This is a genomic window from Lactobacillus sp. PV012 (assembly GCF_014522325.1).
GTDB lineage: Bacteria > Bacillota > Bacilli > Lactobacillales > Lactobacillaceae > Lactobacillus.
This window is the reverse complement of record NZ_CP041983.1, coordinates 1483220-1503090: the sequence shown is the minus strand read 5'-3', so window position 1 is coordinate 1503090 and position 19871 is coordinate 1483220. Positions and strand designations below refer to the sequence as shown.

General features: G+C 33.7%; 17 protein-coding genes, 1 pseudogene and 1 other annotated feature. Of the genes and pseudogenes, 10 read left to right on the top strand and 8 right to left on the bottom strand.

What is annotated here, in order from left to right; translation table 11 throughout:
- Positions 1-66 precede the first annotated feature (66 nt).
- Positions 67-1080 carry an aspartate--ammonia ligase gene (gene asnA, locus FP433_RS07325; RefSeq protein WP_265483824.1) on the bottom strand — a complete coding sequence of 338 codons (1014 nt, stop codon included), beginning with the start codon at positions 1078-1080 and terminating at the stop codon, positions 67-69.
- A 60-nt stretch (positions 1081-1140) separates the two neighbouring features.
- Positions 1141-1399, bottom strand: a binding site (T-box leader).
- A 117-nt stretch (positions 1400-1516) separates the two neighbouring features.
- On the opposite strand from asnA, the gene FP433_RS07320 reads away from it, so the two are divergent.
- Positions 1517-2431: a DMT family transporter gene (locus tag FP433_RS07320; RefSeq protein ID WP_265486705.1), complete on the top strand. Its 915-nt coding sequence runs from the start codon at positions 1517-1519 to the stop codon at positions 2429-2431.
- Positions 2432-2818: 387 nt separating this feature from the next.
- Here FP433_RS07320 and FP433_RS07315 read toward each other — a convergent pair whose 3' ends face one another.
- The 3 genes from FP433_RS07315 to thiD all read right to left on the bottom strand — a co-directional run bounded on the left by FP433_RS07315 (position 2819) and on the right by thiD (position 5805).
- Positions 2819-4204 carry an APC family permease gene (locus tag FP433_RS07315; RefSeq protein ID WP_265486704.1) on the bottom strand — a complete coding sequence of 462 codons (1386 nt, stop codon included), beginning with the start codon at positions 4202-4204 and terminating at the stop codon, positions 2819-2821.
- Positions 4185-4868 carry a type 1 glutamine amidotransferase gene (locus FP433_RS07310; RefSeq protein ID WP_265483828.1) on the bottom strand — a complete coding sequence of 228 codons (684 nt, stop codon included), beginning with the start codon at positions 4866-4868 and terminating at the stop codon, positions 4185-4187. Before FP433_RS07310 ends, FP433_RS07315 begins: the two co-directional genes overlap by 20 nt.
- A 121-nt stretch (positions 4869-4989) precedes the next feature.
- Positions 4990-5805: a bifunctional hydroxymethylpyrimidine kinase/phosphomethylpyrimidine kinase gene (gene thiD / locus FP433_RS07305; protein WP_265486703.1), complete on the bottom strand. Its 816-nt coding sequence runs from the start codon at positions 5803-5805 to the stop codon at positions 4990-4992.
- 90 nt (positions 5806-5895) lie between these two features.
- Between thiD and FP433_RS07300 the strand changes: the two genes are divergently transcribed.
- A complete protein-coding gene (locus tag FP433_RS07300) occupies positions 5896-6189 on the top strand; it encodes a tyrosine-protein phosphatase (protein ID WP_265486702.1) in 294 nt (97 codons plus the stop codon).
- A gap of 17 nt (positions 6190-6206) precedes the next feature.
- Positions 6207-6665 (top strand): tyrosine-protein phosphatase, encoded by a 459-nt coding sequence (locus tag FP433_RS07295; protein ID WP_265486701.1) that lies wholly within the window; start codon positions 6207-6209, stop codon positions 6663-6665.
- A gap of 37 nt (positions 6666-6702) precedes the next feature.
- On the opposite strand, the pseudogene FP433_RS07290 reads toward FP433_RS07295, so the two are convergent.
- Both FP433_RS07290 and FP433_RS07285 read right to left on the bottom strand, forming a co-directional pair.
- A pseudogene (locus tag FP433_RS07290) lies at positions 6703-7691 on the bottom strand (LacI family DNA-binding transcriptional regulator).
- 9 nt (positions 7692-7700) lie between these two features.
- Positions 7701-9167: a sucrose-6-phosphate hydrolase gene (locus tag FP433_RS07285; RefSeq protein ID WP_265486700.1), complete on the bottom strand. Its 1467-nt coding sequence runs from the start codon at positions 9165-9167 to the stop codon at positions 7701-7703.
- Positions 9168-9392: 225 nt separating this feature from the next.
- Here FP433_RS07285 and FP433_RS07280 point away from each other — a divergent pair, with 225 nt between their 5' ends.
- A complete protein-coding gene (locus tag FP433_RS07280) occupies positions 9393-11351 on the top strand; it encodes a sucrose-specific PTS transporter subunit IIBC (protein ID WP_265483833.1) in 1959 nt (652 codons plus the stop codon).
- Positions 11352-11539: 188 nt separating this feature from the next.
- Positions 11540-12025, top strand: a complete 486-nt coding sequence (locus tag FP433_RS07275; RefSeq protein ID WP_265486699.1) for a hypothetical protein — start codon at positions 11540-11542, stop codon at positions 12023-12025.
- A gap of 26 nt (positions 12026-12051) precedes the next feature.
- Here the strand turns inward: FP433_RS07275 and FP433_RS07270 are convergent, their stop codons facing one another.
- A complete protein-coding gene (locus FP433_RS07270) occupies positions 12052-13272 on the bottom strand; it encodes an MFS transporter (RefSeq protein WP_265486698.1) in 1221 nt (406 codons plus the stop codon).
- 142 nt (positions 13273-13414) lie between these two features.
- Between FP433_RS07270 and FP433_RS07265 the strand changes: the two genes are divergently transcribed.
- The 3 genes from FP433_RS07265 to FP433_RS07255 are packed head-to-tail and all read left to right on the top strand — an operon-like array spanning position 13415 to position 16882.
- Entirely contained in the window at positions 13415-14284 is an 870-nt protein-coding gene (locus tag FP433_RS07265) for a cytochrome C5 (RefSeq protein WP_265486697.1), read from the top strand.
- A 48-nt stretch (positions 14285-14332) separates the two neighbouring features.
- The gene (locus FP433_RS07260) at positions 14333-15124 is read left to right on the top strand and encodes a DUF4931 domain-containing protein (RefSeq protein WP_265486696.1); all 792 of its coding nucleotides are present in this window, start codon (positions 14333-14335) and stop codon (positions 15122-15124) included.
- A gap of 3 nt (positions 15125-15127) precedes the next feature.
- Positions 15128-16882 carry a glycerophosphodiester phosphodiesterase gene (locus tag FP433_RS07255; RefSeq protein WP_265486695.1) on the top strand — a complete coding sequence of 585 codons (1755 nt, stop codon included), beginning with the start codon at positions 15128-15130 and terminating at the stop codon, positions 16880-16882.
- Here the strand turns inward: FP433_RS07255 and FP433_RS07250 are convergent.
- Positions 16879-17583, bottom strand: coding sequence for a hypothetical protein (locus tag FP433_RS07250; RefSeq protein WP_265483839.1), 705 nt, complete (start codon positions 17581-17583; stop codon positions 16879-16881). The genes FP433_RS07255 and FP433_RS07250 overlap by 4 nt on opposite strands.
- Before the next feature lie 144 nt (positions 17584-17727).
- Here FP433_RS07250 and FP433_RS07245 point away from each other — a divergent pair, with 144 nt between their 5' ends.
- Both FP433_RS07245 and FP433_RS07240 read left to right on the top strand, forming a co-directional pair.
- Positions 17728-18543, top strand: coding sequence for a hypothetical protein (locus FP433_RS07245; RefSeq protein ID WP_265486694.1), 816 nt, complete (start codon positions 17728-17730; stop codon positions 18541-18543).
- A 378-nt stretch (positions 18544-18921) separates the two neighbouring features.
- Positions 18922-19851: a phosphate/phosphite/phosphonate ABC transporter substrate-binding protein gene (locus FP433_RS07240; RefSeq protein WP_265483841.1), complete on the top strand. Its 930-nt coding sequence runs from the start codon at positions 18922-18924 to the stop codon at positions 19849-19851.
- The last annotated feature ends 20 nt before the right edge of the window (positions 19852-19871 follow it).

The following is a 19871-nucleotide window of genomic DNA, read 5'->3' as shown; positions in this document are numbered from 1 at the left end:
AATAAAATACAAAAATCGTCAATATTAAGGTAATAAAACCAAAATATTGACGATTTTTATGTGATATTATAATAAATTAATTCCGTGACGTTCGCATGCATCAATCATTTCAGGTGGCCAAATACTTGCTTGCACTTCACCAATATGAGCTTTTCCTAAAAGCATCATGCAAAGTCTTGATTGGCCAATACCACCACCAATAGTGTAAGGAAGTTCTCCGTTGAGAAGCATCTTATGGAAAGGTAATTCGGCTCTTTCTTCAGCATCAGCTTTTATTAATTGGCGTTTCAATGATTCTTCACTAACGCGGATCCCCATAGAAGAAATTTCAATTTTACGGTTAAGAGGCTCGTACCAGAAAATAAGGTCGCCATTTAATTGCCAATCATCATAGTCAGGAGCACGGCCATCATGTGGTTTACCGCTACGTTGTAGCTTATCACCGATTTTCATTAAAAATACTGCTTTGAGTTCTTCAGCAATTTTGTTTTCGCGTTCTTCTGGCGTTAAACTAGGCCATCTGTCCTCCAATTCTTGAGTAGTAACAAATTCTACTTTTTCAGGAAGACGATAAATAGAACCAGGGTAACGCTTAAGAAGTTTATGCTCAGTGGCTTTAATGGCTTCAAAAATGGTTTCAACAGTTTTATATAGGGTGCTCAAATCACGTTCTTCTTTAGAGATAATTTTTTCCCAATCCCATTGATCTACATAAATAGAGTGGAAGTTGTCAACATCTTCATCACGTCGAATGGCATTCATATTAGTGTATAAACCTTCGTGCATATTGAAGCCGTAACGTTTAAGCGCAAGTCGTTTCCATTTTGCCAATGAATGAACTACTTCAATGATGTTATCTTTGTCCATTGATTTCATATCAAATGCAACGGGGCGCTCTACACCGTTTAAATTATCATTTAGACCTGTTTTTCTTTCGACAAACATTGGGGCAGACATACGTTGCAAGTTTAAGGCTTCGCTGAGGTTGTCTTGAAATGTTTGTCTAATAAACCCAATTGCTGATTCTGTATCACGAATGTTTAAAGCTGAATGGTAACCTTCTGGTAAAATCAATGTCATAATAAATTACTCCTTAAATTTAAAATTTGAAGTAAAGAAAAAGCCCTTCACTTCCCTGAATACAGGGACGAAAGGCTTTTTTCCGCGGTACCACCCAAATTGTCTATAGCAAGTATAGACCAACTTATTAGAGAACACCAACATGTTCTCCCGGTTTGGTAACGTACCGGCGACGGCTATCACTTACTTTAACATCGTTAGTTGGGTGAGCGGCTTGAGGAAAAAGTGTTTTTCAATAATTCAGGGTCTGCTAAATTTTCACTATCATTAACTCACTGAAAGAAATAAATTATTTACTCTTCTTTTTCATAGCTGTTTAATTATTATGTTAACTATATTAAAACCCTCTTAAGAAAAAATTGCAACTAAAAATATGCAGAAAAAATTATTTTTTTCTGTTATGATTGATGATGCTTAGAAAAAGAGAGGGAAAAAGATGGCTAAGAAAAAAAGATTATGGACATTTTTAGCGGCATTAGCTTGTGTATTTTGGGGAGTTTCTGGTTTATTTGCTAAAGCTTTATTTAATATCAGCGCTGAAATTACTCCAATTTGGGTAACGCAGGTAAGAATGATAGTTAGTGGAATTGTGTTATTAATTTTAGCTCAAGCAACCGGAAAAAAGCCTTTTAAAGTAATGACAGATAAAAAGGATATGGTAACTGTAATAGCTTATGGATTATTAGGACTATTGCCCGTGCAATATTGTTACTTTGTAGTTGTACAGCAGGCAAATGCGTCCATAGCAACTATTTTGCAGTTTGTAGGACCTTTTTTTGTGATGATTTATATGGTGGTTTTTGAGCACCAAGTTCTGCGTGTGTTAGATGTTCTTGCAGCAGTAGGAGCATTTATTGGTGTTTTCTTTTTAGCAACACATGGAAACTTTAATCATCTTTCTTTGACTCCTGTTGTGTTATTTTGGGGGTTTTTATCAGCCGTGGGAGTAGCTACAAATACTTTGATTCCTAGAAGACTATTGGATCATACCTCAAGTCTTGTAGTAACGGGATGGGGTCTCCTGTTAGCAGGAATTTCTTTAGTAATTGTTCATCCATCTTGGCCTCATTTGCCTAAAAATCAAATGGTATTTTGGCTAATGCTAGGGGTAATAGTAATTGGCACGATTATTCCATTTCAATGGATGATGGGGTCGTTACGCTATATTAAACCCTCAACTGCAACTTTGCTTGATGCTTTTGAGCCGGTAGCTGCAACGTTAGGATCTGTATTAGTTTTTGGATTGGTAATGGTTCCAATTGATTGGATTGGATCAGTAATGATTATTTTGGCAGTAATGGCTTTAAGTTGGCAACCGAAAAGTGAAAGATTAAAAGAAAGACCGAATTGATCAAGAAATGGTTGGTTTTTCCAGGAAATATTAGAGTTACTTTTGCTCGAAGAAAGAAAAAAGAAATAAAAATGCTAGTCAATAGGTAATTGCGTCTAAAAGGAAAAATGTTACATTTTTTATCAGAACATATAATTTATATAATAATTGTCATTAGTGTATTTATAATTAGAAGAATGATTCATCAGGATGGTGCTTCTAAGTTACAGGAAAATATTTATAAGGGAGGATCATGTTTAATTATAGTGATTTTTTTGATTAGAGTTACTCTACAACAAGAATACATCCTACCAATCTTTATTCCAATTTTTGCATTAGCAAGTATATATTATTTGAAAGAAATAATTCACGAGATAAGACATAAAAAATAGTGCTCGGTATGGAGCACTATTTTTGTGTATTTAATTTACTATGTTTATAGCCATATGTGAAATAAATTAAGAGACCAAAGCTAAACCAAATTGCAGCAAAAATGAAAGTTTTAATTGGTAAGAAGAACATCATTCCAATACATGCCAAGGTGGAAAGAATTGGAATTACAGGGTAGAAAGGAACTTTAAAACTTGCATCTGGAATATCACTACGTTGGCGCAATAAAATTACTCCAAAAGAAACAAAGGCAAAGGCTAATAAAGTTCCGATTGAAACTAAATTAGTAAGTTCGTCTAATGAAAAAATTCCACCCATTAAAGCAATAATAGTGGTGACAATCCAGAGAGAATTTTCTGGTAGACCATGTTTATCAATTTTTCCTAAAAAGCTAGGAAGTAACCCATCACGTCCGATTGAATAAATAAGGCGTGAGCTGGAGTAAATCATGGAAAGCATCATTGTACTCATCCCTACAATTGCACCAATTGAAAGTAAGTCAGCAATCCATCCTTGGTTAACTTGCTTTAAAGCAAAAGCTACAGGATTAGCAACATTTAATTTATCAAAATGAACCATTCCGGTTAATACAATTGAGACCGCCATATACAAAATAGCCGCAATAATTAAAGTCCCAATAATCCCGATGGGCATATTTCTTTTAGGATTTTTAACTTCTGCGGCTGAAGCAGAAACAACATCAAATCCAAGAAAGGCAAAGAAAACAGTAGTAGCGCCATGGAAAACTCCATTAGCACCAAAAGGAGTAAAGGGTTTATAGTTAGCTGGCTTAATGAAAAATAACCCTACTCCTATAAAAATAAAGATGATAGCAATTTTAATTACAACAGCAATATTATTTAATTTAATTGAGGTTTTTAAACCCCGTGATAAGAGTAAAGCAATTAAAAACACGCTGATAACAGCAACTAAATTAAAATAAGTTCCACTGGCAGGATTATAGGCGTTCTCTAATTGGTGCGGCAAATGCAAGCCCACACTGTTAATTAAAGAATGAAAATAGGCAGCCCAACCAGCTGAAACAGCGGCGACTGATAACATATATTCTAATACTAGTGCCCATCCCAAAATCCAACCAATAACTTCCCCATAAAGTAAGTTACCATAAGAATAGGCACTTCCCGCAACAGGGATGCTAGAAGAAAGCTCAGCATAACACATACTACAAAGACCACACACAATAGCCGCAATAACAAATGACAATGTAACGCCAGGACCAGCTTCAGTGGACGCTACAGTTCCTGGTAAGATAAAAATACCAGTACCAATAACAGCTCCAATTCCCAACGCTAGTAAATCGCCTGCACCTAAAGTTTTGACAAATTTTTTATCAGTTCCTAAATAACGAGAAAGGTTTTCTTTTCTAAAGGGATTGAATTTCATTCTTTAATCGCTCCTCATGTCGCTGTAATATTAACTTAACTATCCCTTGTGCGACATTAATATTACGCAATAAAGGTCCATGGGCATAAGATCCAATAAAGTTTTTGTAGCGTAATCCTTCTTGCTGATCTTGAGGGTTGTTGCCAAACCCTTCGATCATCTTTCCAAAAGGACGAACTTTTTCTTTGTCATCAAAGTACGTTTGACCAGAGTGATTTTCAAATGCCTTAACTTCACCCCATTCGGTTTTAAAACGGGTATCTCCAATCATTCGCTTGTCAGCTTTAAAAATAGTATGAAGTGGAAGAATATCTAATCCTTTAATAGTTACACCAGAATTTGTTTTATAATAAGAACCCATTAATTGATAACCGCCACAAATACAGAGCATAGGACTATTACTTTCAATATAATTCTTTAGGGTATCGCGATGGCGTAATAAGTCTTTAGCAATTACAGTTTGTTCAAAATCTTGCCCACCACCGAAAAAGATAAAATCATAGTCTTGAGCGTTAAATTTGTCTTCTAGTGAAATATTGTCAACTGAAGTTTCATAACCTTGTTTTTTTAAAAGATAAGCAATTACTTTAACGTCCCCAGAATCACCGTAAGTATTCATTAAGTCTTCGTATAAATATGCAATTTTAATTTTGTGGTCAGACATAGCTGTCCTCCTTAATAATGAAATATTGATTAAAAATATAGTTAATTTTAGCATAGGGTGAAAAATATATGCAATGTAGTTAAAATTAAAGTCCTAGGAGTAATTTCCTAAGACTAATTTATTATTCTTTATTGCTAATTTCTTGAGCTTTAAGATGGTTAATTGGCCCCCACTTACTTCCTACTTCAATTGGATGAGCAATTGCTTGATAGGTAAAATCTTTAGCAATTTTTACAGCAGTAAGTATATTAGTACCTTTAGCCAATTCAGCTGTAATAACAGCAGAAAGTGTATCACCAGTTCCATTTACCCGATCAGTAGCAACGTATGGTTTAGTTAGCCAGATATCATTACCATTTTCTAGAAGTAAGTAATCGCGCACTTCAGTAGATCCTTCAGGATGTTTACCCTTTAAAAGAACATTTTTAGCACCCATATTTTGAAGCATTTTTGCGCTACGCTGAATCTCATCATCGCTATCTAGCTGTGAACCAGTTAATTTTTGTGCTTCAAAAAAGTTTGGTGTAATAATGGTAGCCAACGGAACAAGTTTTTCTAAAAAAGCTTGATAAGCATCATCAGCTAATAAAGTTGCACCATGTTTAGTAATAATTACAGGGTCTAACACGATGTTTTTCATATGATACTTTTTGATATTATGCGCTACTAAATCAATAATTTCTTTATTAGCTAACATTCCTGTTTTTGTTGCTTTAATATCAAAGTCGTCATTTAAGACTTCGAATTGCTTGTTAATAAAACTTGCAGGCATAATTTGTTGGTCAAAAATTCCTTTAGAATTCCCTGCTACAGCGGCTGTTAATAATCCCATGCCATAAACACCTCGTGCGTAAAATGCATGAAGGTCAGCAGGCATTCCTGCGCTACCGTCACTGTCATGTCCTGCAATAGTAAGAGCTTGTGTAAATTGAGCCATAAAAAACTCCTTTCTATTGATACTTTTTTGTTGTTTTATTATAGTATAGAAGTTTAGTCACAGAAAAGAAACTAAAGAAGGAAAAAAGATATGAAAAATGAACGTTTAGTAAAATTAGAAGGAGCAAGTAATTTTAGAGATTTAGGTGGATATCAAAATAAGGAAGGTAAAACAGTAAAGTGGCATAAGATATACCGCTCTGATTCATTAGCAGACCTTACAAAAAGGGATTTGGAAAAACTCTCTGCGTTGAATATTGTAGAGGATCTAGACTTACGTTCAAATTATGAACAAACAATTGCCCCTGATCGAGTATGGAAAAATGTTAAAAAATTGATGTTCATCTTTATGAAGAAGGAGATGAGAAAATTTCTCCGGAAATAAATGAAAAAAGTGTATTAGTGGAACCTTTACCTTTGGTGAAGACCTATTTGGGGCAAATTTATCAAAAGGCTCTTTTAAATCCTGTAGCTAAAATGGCTTTTAGGAAAGTTTTTGAAACGTTATTAACCTTAAAGCAAGACCAAGCACTTGTTTTTCATTGTACGATGGGCAAAGATCGTACAGGAATAGTAGCAGCTCTAATTTTAATAGGTCTAAGTGTGGACTTAGAGACAATCACAAAAGACTACTTATTAACTAATAAAGTGGAACTTCTTAATTGGCAGGACCAATATGGCTCTGGCAATGATCTAGAAGAAATGATTGAAAAGATGAATGTGACTGCCGCTGATCAAGAATCAATTTTAGCACTCATTGAAACCCTCAAAAGTTTTGGAGGATTCAAAAATTACTTTATTAATGAATTAGGATTTACAGAAAGTGACTTTAAATCTTTTCGAGAAAACTATTTAAACTAAAAAGACTACCGTACATTAAATTGGTACGGTAGTCTTTTTAAAGAGCGGTAGAAGAAGTACTTTTTAAAAGTTTGACAGGCAAAATGTAGGGGGAATTACAAAGTGTTAAGTCAGGATTTTTAATTCTTTCTTCTAAAAGTTTTACTAATACTTGGGCAATATCACTAATTGGTTGAACAATTGTAGAGAGAGTTGGATAGTAGGTTTGAATAAAATTTGTTCCATCAAAACCGACGACTTTCAATTCTTGGGGAATAGAAATTTTTAGTCTTTTTGCAATTTTAATGATTAAGAGGGCTGTTAGATCATCTGCAGCTACAATTCCATCAACTTGATGATTTTTTAGTAGTTTTTCAATAGCCATTTCTTTAAGAGCCGGAGTATCACCAAAAATTACAGGATAAATATGTTGGTTTAGCTGTAAATCAGCCATAGCTTTTTGGTAGCCTTTTAAGCGTCGGTCAGTAGGATGACCATCAGAAATTGGATTACCAACAAAGTAAATTTTGGAAGCGCCGTTTTGAAAGAGGTCTTTAGTAGCTAGTTCTCCGCCATGAAAGTTATCTGAAGTTACAATTGGAATATTGGGGGAAAGTTTCCGATCAAAGGAGACAATTGGGAGTCCAGTTTTTTTGTATTCTTCGATACCTAAATTGTGCGCACCAGCAATAATTCCATCTACCTTGTTTGCCATTAACATTTGCAAGTACATTTTTTCTTTTTTTTTATTTTTCCGGCATTACAGAGAATCATTTTGTAACCAGCTTGAAAAAGAGAATCTTCTATTTTACTAACTAGTTCTCCGAAAAAGGGATGCGCTACATCGGGGAAAATTACACCTATTAGCTTAGTTTTCTTGCCTTGAAGTGAACGCGCAGCAGTATTTGGTTGGTAATTTAATTCTCTCATGGCCTGGTAGACTTTGTTGCGAGTCTTTTCACTTATATAGCCATAGTTGTTTATTACCCGGGAAACTGTAGTGGGAGAACAATGAGCTCTCTTTGCTACATCAGTTAATTTGATCATAATTTTCACCTAAAGAATTGAATGCATCTTCCAAAGTTGGCCTGTGTATTTGATAGTTTCAGAAAACGCAATTTTTTGGTCCTTTTTATCAGCGAAAAAGCGCAAGGTTAAGACGTGCCGGCCATCATTAACAAAAATTTCTGCTAAAGAGCCATCAACAAAAATATCTAGATCCAAGGCTTGATTACCTGGCAAGTGAATGGATCTTTCAGTGCCATATTCAGGGTTGACAGCTTCTTTTAATTGACCACGGTCAACAGTTAAGCTAGCATTTTTTCTTGTATTAAAAGTAATTTTCAAGCCATGTTCTAATTTATCATCAGCATTTAAAAATAAAGTAGAGGCTTGATCTGCATCAATGTGTAACTTTAATTCATATTGGCGTCCACTTTTATCGGAAATAATTGGAGTATTAACTATTTCCTTTTCTTGATAGCGGAGTTCTTTGATTGAATCTACTGGATGTTGGTATAAATGATTATCTTTAATTTCAAGACGCCGAACTTGAGTATAGACATCTGCCCAGTTTTCTTTATCAGTTGGATAAGATAAATCAGGAAGTCCAACCCATCCAATAGCGTAAGCTTCTCCGTCAGGAGCATTAAAAGCTTGCGTTGCATAAACATCAAAACCATCATCAAAATTAAGTAATGAGTGTGTAGTAGAAAAACTACCTGTGTTTAAATCAACCTTGTCACCAATTAAATACATATTGGGGTAAATATTACTATAATTTGATATATTTTTTTCTAATCCTTGAGGACAAAAAATTAAGACAGGTTTCTTGTTTACCCAAATAATATTAGGGCATTCAATCATATACCCCATTTTTTGTTTGGAAAAATCAAGATAGCCAACTTCTTGCCAGTTTTCTAGATCTTTAGATTTGAAAATATCAATTTTACCTTCTTTGGTTAATTTATCTTGTGCCCCGATTAATACAAAGTAAGTTCCATCATGTTTAATTAGTTGAGGATCACGGAAGTGTTCACTAACATGATCAGGGGGCAGAATGGCAGGTTTAGCAGGTTTAGTGATATTTTCATTTTCGTCCATTTCTGCAATGATTTGATAAGGGATCCGTGTCCAGTCAGGATCGCGATGATTACCTGTATACATTAGTAAAAGCTTACCATCATTTTCTAAAGCAGAGCCAGAATATGCACCTGCATTATCTAAATCGCTATCTGGAAAGATAGCTTGGCCTAAATAGTGCCAGTGCACTAAGTCATCTGAGGCGAATTGTGCCCAAGATTTTAAGCCATGAACTGGTCCAAATGGGTAAGATTGAGTAAATAAGTGATATTCACCGTTAAAATAAGAAAATCCATTTGGATCATTCATTAATCCTGAAAGAGGGTGCACATGATAGTGCATTTGATAAGGGGAAGTTGCTGCTTGTGTTTGCAACTTTAGTAAAGTTTCTGCATCCCATTTATTGTAGGGAGTATATCTTTTTTCTCGAGACCATTCCATAAATTATCACCTTAATCTTAAAATGTAAACGCATTCGTTTTGATATAAGCAAGTTTAAGGTAAATACTATCAGATGTCAAACGTTGAACTGATGAGTGAGCTTGTTAAAGAATAAGTAAGAAAAAATAAAATATTTTTTCTGTCAAACGCTTGACATATTTTTTGAAAGCGCTAATATAATAGATGTAATATAAAACGCTTTCAAAAATGAGGAGGAACAACACTATGGATCACAAAAAAGTTGCTGAAGTTGTGATTAAAGCTGTTGGAAGAGACAATTTAGTCGCAGCTGCTCACTGTGCAACCCGTTTGCGATTAGTTTTAAAAGATGACAGTAAAGTTGATGTTAAAATGCTTGATGCAGATCCTGATATCAAAGGAACTTTTAAAACTAATGGTCAGTTCCAAGTTATTATTGGTCCTGGGGATGTAAATAACGTTTATGATGAATTAATTAAAATGACAGGGTTATCTCCATTATCTACAGATGATCTAAAGAAGGTAGCTGAAAAGAATCAAAAGTTTAATCCGATAATGTCATTTATTAAACTTTTATCTGATATTTTTGTACCAATCATTCCAGCACTAGTTGCAGCTGGTTTGTTAATGGCTTTAAATAACTTTTTAACTTCACCAGGATTATTTGGTCCGAAATCAGTTATCCAAATGGTGCCACAAATTGCTGGTGCTTCTGAAATGATTCAAATCATGTCTGCAGCTCCATTTATTTTTATGCCAGTTTTAGTAGGTATTTCCGCTGCTAAACGTTTTGGAGCAAATCAATATTTGGGTGCTGCTGTGGGTATGATGATGACATCTCCAAATTTAGTAGATGTTGGAACAAAAGGAGGACATTTTTGGAATTTATTTGGTCTCCATGTTTCCCAAACTAATTACTACTACCAAGTTATTCCAGTTTTAGTAGCAGTATGGGTTTTAGCAATTTTAGAAAAATTCTTCCACAAACATTTACCACAAGCGGTGGACTTTACCTTTACGCCACTTCTTTCTGTATTCATTACAGGATTCTTAACATTTATAATTATTGGACCTGTCTTTCGTGAAGTATCTAACTGGATAACTTATGGTCTGGTTTGGCTCTACAATACTTTAGGATTTGTAGGTATGGGAATTTTTGGTGCTTTGTACTCACCAATTGTGATGACTGGACTTCATCAAAGTTTCCCAGCATTTGAAACTCAATTGATTACTGCCTTTAGAAATGGTCAAGGTGCAGGTGACTTTATCTTTGTAGTTGCCTCAATGGCTAATATTGCTCAAGGTGCTGCAACATTTGCAGTTTGGTCATTAACTAAAAATGATAAGATGAAAAGTTTAGCATCATCATCAGGAATTTCAGCTTTACTTGGAATTACTGAACCAGCACTATTTGGTGTTAACTTAAAACTTAAATTCCCATTTTTCTGCGCTTTAGTGGGATCTGCAGTTGGGGCAGCTTTTGCAGGAATTATGAAAGTTATTTCAGTATCCTTAGGTTCTGCAGGTTTGCTTGGATTTTTATCAATTAATGCACATTCAATTCCAATGTACCTGGTAGCTGAACTAATCAGCTTTGTAGTAGCATTTGCTGTAACTTATGTATACGGACGTAGTCATATGGCTTTGGTAAATCCAAAACAAGAAGTTGTTTCTGCAGGCGAAGCTGTTGAACAACAACAGGAAGCAGAAAAGATTATCAAAGAAAACAAAGAATTACATGATGAAATTATAGCAGCTCCAGTTTCTGGTGAAGCAAAGAGTTTAACAGAAGTTAATGATCCAGTATTTTCAACTGAAGCTATGGGTAAAGGTGCTGCAATTGTTCCAAGTGAAGGTACAGTATATTCCCCAGTTTCTGGTGAAATTACAGTTGCTTATGAAACTAAACATGCTTATGGAATTAAGTCTGACGAAGGTGCAGAAGTTTTAATTCATATTGGTATTGATACAGTTAACTTGAAGGGTAAGAACTTTACCAGCAAGGTAAAACAAGGACAACATGTTGAAAAAGGTGATGTCTTAGGAACAGTGGATGTACAAGGTGTAATTGACGCTGGTTACGATCCAACTGTAATGGTAGTTATTACGAACACTCCAAGTTATGCAAATGTTCAAAAGATTGACGGTGAAAATAAGAATCATGGTGATGATTTAATCGCTGTTACAAAAAGAATAATTAACTAATTAAAAATATCTCACGGTTGGAACGACTGTGGGATATTTTTTAAGATAGCTTTTGAGAAGGAAGTAACTATTGATATTATTAAGTAAACATTTTATTTACTAAACTAGTAAAAAATTGAAATGTGCAAGGAAGTAAGACAAAATAAATTAAAAATAGAAGGTAAGTTGTTATGTAGAGGAAAAAATGAATGCATGAATTAATTGAAGGGCTCACAGAGTATTGTGTCGATAGAAAAATTGATACTAAAGAATTTGTTGATTTTCTAAATCAAAGTCAAGAAGCTTTTGGTAAAGAATCCCAAGAGGAAATTAGCAAGTTATTGGATAAATTCAAAGATGAGCAAAGAAAATTCTTAATTTTGGCCTTTATTGCAGTCGTTGATGGGACAAAGTATGAAGGAAAAGACTTATCCGAAGACTTAATGATAAGGGTAAGAGGATTAAATCAGTATATTGATGATCACAAAGAACTATTTACTACTGGAAGAGTGAAGATCACGGGCCCTGAACGTGAACTAATAGTGGTAAAAAGAATTGGCGAAACTAAAGTATTAGATAGCTACTTTAATCCAACAAGAGGAGCAATCGGTTTGGAAAAACAAGTTGATATTGGACAAAATTATTTGGTTGGCCAACTTTTATCAAATGGATTTGTAATTAAGGTGAAAAAGTAAAGCAAAAGACTAGAACAGCCAATGTTCTAGTCTTTTATAATGTTTTTTCTTCTATCAAATAAAACAATAATTAGGTTTACTAATAAGATAGCGCCAGTAGCTGCAAAAACCCATTGATAAGTAAAAATACCTGAAATTAATGAGCCAAGTAATGATCCTAGAACAGATCCAATTGCTTGAAAGGACTGGTTATAAGAAAAGATTCTACCAAAGGCTTCAGGTGGAACGTTTAAAGTAAGAATAGTTTGAGCAGCGGGAAGCAAGGCAGCACTTGCAATCCCCAGTAAGAAACGCCAAAAAGCTAGGGACCAAGCGTTGGCAATCAAAGTCATGGGAATAAAAAGAATAGTAGCTACTAACAATCCCCACCGTAACACCTTTTTTGCTCCCACATTATCCATCAGGTGGCCAATTTTCGAAGCAGCTAGCATTGTTCCGAGTCCTGGAGTAGCTGCAACAATTCCGGCGACTAGTGCAACACTATGACTATGTGGCATCAAAGATTTTACATAGAGGGAAACGATTGGATCAATTGACATAGTGGAAGATTGAACAATCATAGTGGTAATGAACATAATGATAATTAAGCGTAGATCAGGTAGCTCTTGCATAATGTTCTTCATTGGCTTCATCTTTTTAGCTGGAATTGGAGTGAAGTCTTCTTTAGTTAAAAGCAAGGTTCCTAAAAATACCATAAACATTAATCCTCCAGTAATAAAGAAAGGAATACGGTATCCAAAGGCACTAGAAAGAGCCCCTCCTAGTAATGGACCGACTAAATTACCAGCAGTTCCTGCAGTCATCATTTGACTCATTACCCAGCCACTACGTTGATGAGGTGTTTCACCAGCCATTAGGGCAGTTGCATTATTAATGTAGCCGGAAAATAGCCCTTGTAAAAAACGCATACAAATGATAAAAATAGCGCTTTGGGCTAATCCAGTAATAAAAATGGTCAAGCTCATTACCCCAGCTGCTCGCATACACATTAGCTTACGTCCTTTCCGGTCAGCTAAATTTCCCCAATAAGGTGAGATAATGGCTTGGGCAATAAAAGTCATTGCGAATGCTAAACCAGAATAAAGGTTAATTTGAAATTTACTATAATTGCCAAGTTGTTCCATAAAAAGTGAAATAAATGGCATAGTCATCGAATACCCTAGACCAGTAATAAAACACCCGGCCCATAAGGTAATAAAAGTTTTATGCCAGCCAGTTGGTAGTTTTACAGAATCTGTATTATTCAAAGAGTCACTTCCAATATTCATTAATAATATTCGGTGATTATTTTATCACAAAAAATTACACAAATTTTTAACTTTTGTAATAGTCTATTGGTATGGAGTTTGCTAAGATAAAGACGAAAGAAATCAGAAAGTGAGTAAGAACATGGCAAATTCAAAAACTCCGCATTCTAAAAAAATCCCTACCAGAGAAGAATATCGCAAGCAAGTAGAGCGTCAAGGTAAGTTAAATATTTGGGATATTTGCTTAGATCGACCTTATGTAACAGTTGCGTTCATTGTATTGGCGCTTTTATTTATAATGGCAAAGTGGTGGTTTGGGTTAGCGATTTTAGGAGTTTTATTTATTGTTGGGATTTTGATTATTGTACTCAGTAAACATCCGCAGAGAATTTTTAGTCTTGAATTTAAATTAGGTGGGTCAAGAACACTAAATTTATTAAAAGCACTTCAGTTGGGTGGCTCATTATTAATGTTTTTAGCCACATATATGCGCCAAGTAATAACTATTAATTTTCAAGTTATTGGCTCACAAGATTCTTTGAACTTAATTCAGGGAGCAGCAGCTCGAACAAATAATGCTTATGCTGCTCAGGGGGCAAACATTCTTTCAACATTAAATCAACTACTAGGTGGATCGCTTTGGGGAACTTACCGTTATGCAACAAATAGTGCTCAGTTTATGAATGATCCGGGTGGCCGCGCAATTATGATTTGGATGTTTGTATTGATGGTAGCACCAGCTATTTGTGTTTTAGCACAATTTTTTAGAGAACCATATTCGAGAAGAGCGTTATTGATTAGTTCAGCAATTTCAATGATTTGTTTTGCATTAACACCTTTTTTAATTTATCATTGGGCAAATGTTTTTGCAGCAAATAACCAACTTAACCAGGCGCAGGTTCATCAAGCTTTCAGCGTTGGATACATGGCCTACATTGCAATTGGATGCGGAATTTTAGTATTTGTGATTGCACTTTTTCGTAGTAAGACACAAGATAAATTTGCTAATTAAGTAATAAGTGGATAGGAAACTATCTACTTTTTGTTTGAAAGGAAAATTATGAAAAATAATCCTCTAATTTTTAAATTAAAAATTGCCAAAAATAAACCATCGACATTTAGAAAGGACAAGAACAACGTTTGTCCATTTTGTGACGTGGAGCACTTGACGGATATTTATAAGCAAAAAGAAGAAATGATTTGGCTCCACAATCGTTATCCTACTTTGACTGATACTTTACAAACTGTATTAATAGAATCAGATGATCATAATGGCGATATAACGACTTATGATAAAAATAAAAATAGAAAGTTAATTGCTTTTGCACGCGATTGTTATTGGGAAACAGAAAAGACTGAACGGTTTCAAAGTGTATTATGGTATAAAAATTATGGTCCTAAATCTAGTGGCTCCTTAATTCACCCCCATATGCAAATTGTCGGCTTAGAAAAAGAAGATGGATATAAATATATTCAGGCTAATAATTTTGAAGGCATTACAGTATTGAAAAAAGAAAATATTGAAGTGAATTTTTCTACGCACCCAATTCAAGGTTATCAAGAGATTAATGTAAATATTTTAGATAATGGGGAAACTGATCTGTGGGCTGATTGGATCCAAATCAGTGCGCAATATGTCCTAGAAAAAATGTATAACGGACGAACAGATTCTTATAATCTCTTTTTCTATCCACGCTTTGAAGGTGAAGGATTCTGCTGTAAAATAATTCCACGTTTCTATGCCTCACCTTATTTTGTAGGCTATAAACTTTCTCAATGTAATGATAATGAGACTTTAAAACAAGAAGTTAAAAAATTAAATGAATTTGCATTAGAAAAAATGGGTGAATAAAAATTGAAAGAAGTAAAATTATGGACTAGGAAATTTTTTCAAAATTTTTGGCAGTATATTGGTCTATTGTTGAGTGTGAGTCTATTTTTAGAGTTAATCCTAATTCCATTTTTTCGATTCTTAACAACATTTATTTTACAAGCGGGAAAAGTTCCCTTCATTTCTTATCAAAATATTGTTATCTTGTTAACTACTCATCCCTTGGTGTGTTTATTATTGCTGGTAGAATTGGTAGCAATAATTATTGTAATTTATGGTGAATTTAGTTATTTGATGATAGGAATAGAGGAAATTAATAAACAGGGGTTTAGACTAAGGAAAACTATTTTTCGAACTAAAGGAGTACTTACAAAAGTAAAAATAAGTTCTTTGGTTTATTTGATAATCTATTTTCTCTTAATTGTTCCATTTGCAGATCTTGTCTATCGGACGCCATTATTGGCAAAGATCCATTTACCACAATTTATTATGGATTATATGACAAGAAATGGGATACTTTTTATGCTTTTAGTAAGCAGCTATTTACTAATTTTATATTTGGGATTTCGCAGTATTTTTATTCTGCCGTTAATGATTAATAAGAATTTATCTGCAAAAGAAGCACGTAAAAAAAGCTGGGAATGGACTAGGAGAAAAAATGGGTTAAGAATAATTAAGCAATTATTTTTAATAGAAATATTTGCTGGTATTACTACGGCAATTGGCTATGGAGCAATCATTGCCTTTCAAACTGGAGTAGACTTATTGCCAAGAAATTTTTCCTTTGGATTTGCACAGGTTAATTTAGTATTAATTCAGATGATCGCCTTTGTGGGAATTAGCTATAGTTTTGTCGTGAGCAGTTTGATGTTGTTGAATAAAACAGATAACGAGAAAAAAGATAGTAGAAAAGTTAGTTTTCAGCGTAATAGGAAATACTTTTTAGGAGCCCTTTTACTAGTAGAAGCAGGATTAATTTTTTTGAACAATAGTTTTTATCTTAGAGAAATCAAGTTTGAGAAGCCATTGATTATTTCACATCGAGGGGTTAGTGATAAAAATGGCATCCAAAATACGATAACCGCTTTAAAGAAAACATCCTCGTTAAAACCTGATTATGTTGAAATTGATCTTCATGAAACTGCTGATAAAAAGTTTGTAGTACTGCATGATGAAAATTTAAAAAAATTAGCAGGTAAAAATTTATCTCCCCATGATTTAACTTTGCGTCAATTACAAAAGATAACAATTACAGAAAATGGTTATCAGGGGAAAATTGCTAGTTTTGATGAGTATATAAAAGAAGCGCAAAAATTGCATCAGAAACTTTTGCTTGAAATAAAAACAACCCCAAAGGATTCTTCAGGGATGTTAAAGCGATTTAATAAAAAATATGGAAAATTAATTTTGAGTAAAAATTATCAAGTTCAGTCGCTTGATTACCATGTAATTGAAGAGCTACATCAGCTTAATCCAAGATTATTTTTAATCTATATCCAGCCTTATAATTTTACTTACCCTCATAGTTTAGCTGATGGCTATGCCATGGAATACTCCACTTTGAATAATAGCTTTGTTTGGCAGGCGCATTTACAGAAGAAAGTTGTTTATGCTTGGACAGTAAATAATTCTAAGATTATGAAAAAGATGATGTACTACCATGTAAATGGAATAATTACAGATGACATTGAAAAAACTAGACAAACTATTAAAAAATTTAATCAAGCAAATAGCTATGCGACGCAACTGACAAATTATGTTTTAGTATTTTCTAGTTAATATTTAGTAGGACCTAAGTCATCCTCAGGTCGGTGCGCTTCAAAACGAATGCCGTAGATGTTGAACTTTTTATCTTCATCGTTACGCTTAAGTTCAAGAGTTACTTGATCTTTGTTTTGGTTAAAATCAATTTCAGTGCGACTATCAATCCACATAGCACGTTTTATTTCGGGCATTCCAACTAATGTAATAGTTTCTGGAAGAGGTTGATGAATAAAAATATAAATCTGGTAAGGTGCAATTGCATTTTTAAAAATATAAGCATGAGGATTACTAGTAATATTTTTTTCAGGTCGTGCTTCGTAAAAAGCATGTCCAAACGAATCAAGCCAGTTACGCAAGTGAAGTAAAAGGTCACTGTCTTCAGAAGTTAAATGTCCTTCTTTAGTTAAGTCCACTTCAAAATAAGCATTGCGTTTTTCAAAACGAGCAATAATAATTTTGGTGATGTCATCAGCATCGTAAAGGCGTAAAGCAGGACGTGATTGACAAAACTTAATGCTATATTTTTCACAGGCTTTTTGTAAACTAGTAATTTGTTCCTTAGTAGCGTTACGAACACTTACACCACGAAAACCATTATTCCGAGCTTTTTTGATCAAGGTATCGCTGTCGATCTTACCTTCCCAGTTAATATGGTATTGTAAAACGATCCCAATATTTAAATCTTCAGGGTTATCTGCATATAAATCTTCACTCATGATAATTATCAATTCTTTCTAAAGTTTCTTTACTTAATATGCTACCACAAAGTGAAGGATAAAAGAAAAGAAGCTAGTTGAATAAAGGTAACATGTGTTATGATATTTAAGGTTAATGATTTAATATAATATTCGGAGAAAATGATGAAAAAAAATAATTTTGTTAAAATTTTGGCTGAAGTTTCGACTGCTCTTTTAATCGGGACTGGAATCAGTATGACACCTAACATTGTTAAAGCAGCTAATACGATAATTGGTACTTCAACAGATAAAACTGTTAACATTACTAAAGATGAAAAAGGCACAATCCATTTTGAACCTATTTTTTCTACTGTGAATGTGACAGTTAAAGAAAATAATCCAGTTATTTTAAAAGTTGATTCAGCAAATGCTGTTACACCAGAAAAAAGTGACTATAAAGCTGGTGAAACCATTAAGGTTCAATATTCTTATGAATTTACCAGTAAAGAAAACAACCAACCTGTAAAGGGATACTTTATAGAAAGAAAAACAATTGCTGGAAAAGAATACGGGATTTTTATTTTGGCAGATGAAGTAAATGCATCTACTTCTATTCCAACAAGAGATGAGTATTCTGCTAACATTCAAACTAATTTAAATAATGCTCAAAAAGAGTATAAGGAAAAACTTCAAAAAGAAGAAGCTAAACAAGCAGATTTGAAAAAGAGATTTCTTTACTATACTGCTAAAAAGAAAAGTAGCAAAAAATCTTCCTATTACTACACCCTATATAGAAAAACTAGAAGTACCAAGAAGTCTACTAAAGCAACTTATACTTTCAAGAAGAATAAATATAAGATTAAAGCAAAAAGTTTTAAATTAGAAACACCAGTAAAAAATGGTAAAAAGATTTACTACCATGTTAAAAACAAGTCTGCAAACTTTTGGGTAAGCGCAAGTGATGTCAAAGATTTAAAACCAGTGTTTAGAAAAAAATAATAACCTAAATTAAGATCATTGAATTTTATTATTCAGTGATCTTTTCATTTAGAATTGGTTGGTACCAATAAAAAAATCGGGTTAAATTTAGAAATATATATTTTCAAATTGTCAAATATTTAGTACTATATAATACAACAAAAGTGAAAGTAAATTTGTTAAGGAGGTATTAAACAATGCGTCAGCCAGCTAGATCACAACTTAAAAGATCTAACGTATGCGTTTTTGACGACTCATTCTCATCTGTGCCTTCTTTAAAAATTATACTTTTATATTTTGCTGTTCGCATAAAAGACTTATTAGAAACATTATCCGGTGTCTCTTTTAAGTCTTTTTTTCTATCATTTATTTAGTAATGCTAAGTTTCGGAGGATTTAAATGAGAGGGTTAAAGAAAATTATTGTAATGATTGGTTTAGTACTAATCACTACAGTAATGACTGCTTGTGGAAATCATAAAGAAAAGACTAAATCTTATACTCCCAAAGAGCTTCAAATTCAATTTGTCCCAAGTCAGGCAGCTGATAAATTGGAGGGAAGAGCTAAGCCTTTAGAAGGATTGCTATCTAAAGAATTGGGAATACCAGTTCATGTAACAATGTCGACAGACTATACCACTGTAGTCGAAGCAATGAAGTCTAAAAAAATTGATGCAGGATTTTTACCACCTAACGGTTATGTTCTAGCTCATGATAAACTTCATGCAGCAGACGTTTTATTGCAAGCAGAGCGCTTTTCTGTAACGAAACCAGATGGAAATTGGACCAAGGCATTAACAAGATCTTATACTTCAGAAATTCTTGTTAAAAAGGGATCAAAAATTAAATCGTGGAAAGATTTAAAAGGAAAAAGCATCTCAGTTCAGAATCCAACGTCATCTGCTGGATATGTCTTTCCAATTGCAGAGCTTTATAAAAAAGGATTAAACATCCCTAAAGATAGTAAATTAGTAACTGTTACTGGACAAGATGAAGCTGTCTTAAACGTTTTGAATGGTGATACTGATGCAGCATTTGTATTTGGGGATGCAAGAAATTCTGTACTTAAAGATCAACCAAATATTAAAAAAGAAGTTGTACCAATTTACTTTACAAGAGAAATACCTAATGACGTAATTGCAGTTAGACCAGATATGTCACAAAGTTTTCGTAAAAAATTGATGAAGGCAATGGTTAATATTTCAAAATCTAAGAAGGGTAAAGCATTAATCGAATCAATCTATAGTCATGAAGCTTATGTTCCTACAAAAGATGCCGATTTCAATGTAGTACGTGACTATAATAAAGTTATTTCAAATATGAAAAATTAATTATTAAGTTAAGGAGTAGA

Excerpts from the sequence above, each read along its gene's own strand:
- FP433_RS07310 (WP_265483828.1), bottom strand. The coding sequence starts at position 4,868 with ATGTCTGACCACAAAATTAAAATTGCATATTTATACGAAGACTTAATG.
- FP433_RS07250 (WP_265483839.1), bottom strand. The coding sequence starts at position 17,583 with ATGAGTGAAGATTTATATGCAGATAACCCTGAAGATTTAAATATTGGG.
- FP433_RS07285 (WP_265486700.1), bottom strand. The coding sequence starts at position 9,167 with ATGGAATGGTCTCGAGAAAAAAGATATACTCCCTACAATAAATGGGAT.
- asnA (WP_265483824.1), bottom strand. The coding sequence starts at position 1,080 with ATGACATTGATTTTACCAGAAGGTTACCATTCAGCTTTAAACATTCGT.
- FP433_RS07300 (WP_265486702.1), top strand. The coding sequence starts at position 5,896 with ATGAAAAATGAACGTTTAGTAAAATTAGAAGGAGCAAGTAATTTTAGA.
- FP433_RS07260 (WP_265486696.1), top strand. The coding sequence starts at position 14,333 with ATGAAAAATAATCCTCTAATTTTTAAATTAAAAATTGCCAAAAATAAA.
- FP433_RS07280 (WP_265483833.1), top strand. The coding sequence starts at position 9,393 with ATGGATCACAAAAAAGTTGCTGAAGTTGTGATTAAAGCTGTTGGAAGA.
- FP433_RS07315 (WP_265486704.1), bottom strand. The coding sequence starts at position 4,204 with ATGAAATTCAATCCCTTTAGAAAAGAAAACCTTTCTCGTTATTTAGGA.
- FP433_RS07320 (WP_265486705.1), top strand. The coding sequence starts at position 1,517 with ATGGCTAAGAAAAAAAGATTATGGACATTTTTAGCGGCATTAGCTTGT.
- FP433_RS07245 (WP_265486694.1), top strand. The coding sequence starts at position 17,728 with ATGAAAAAAAATAATTTTGTTAAAATTTTGGCTGAAGTTTCGACTGCT.
- FP433_RS07275 (WP_265486699.1), top strand. The coding sequence starts at position 11,540 with ATGCATGAATTAATTGAAGGGCTCACAGAGTATTGTGTCGATAGAAAA.
- FP433_RS07265 (WP_265486697.1), top strand. The coding sequence starts at position 13,415 with ATGGCAAATTCAAAAACTCCGCATTCTAAAAAAATCCCTACCAGAGAA.
- FP433_RS07240 (WP_265483841.1), top strand. The coding sequence starts at position 18,922 with ATGAGAGGGTTAAAGAAAATTATTGTAATGATTGGTTTAGTACTAATC.
- thiD (WP_265486703.1), bottom strand. The coding sequence starts at position 5,805 with ATGGCTCAATTTACACAAGCTCTTACTATTGCAGGACATGACAGTGAC.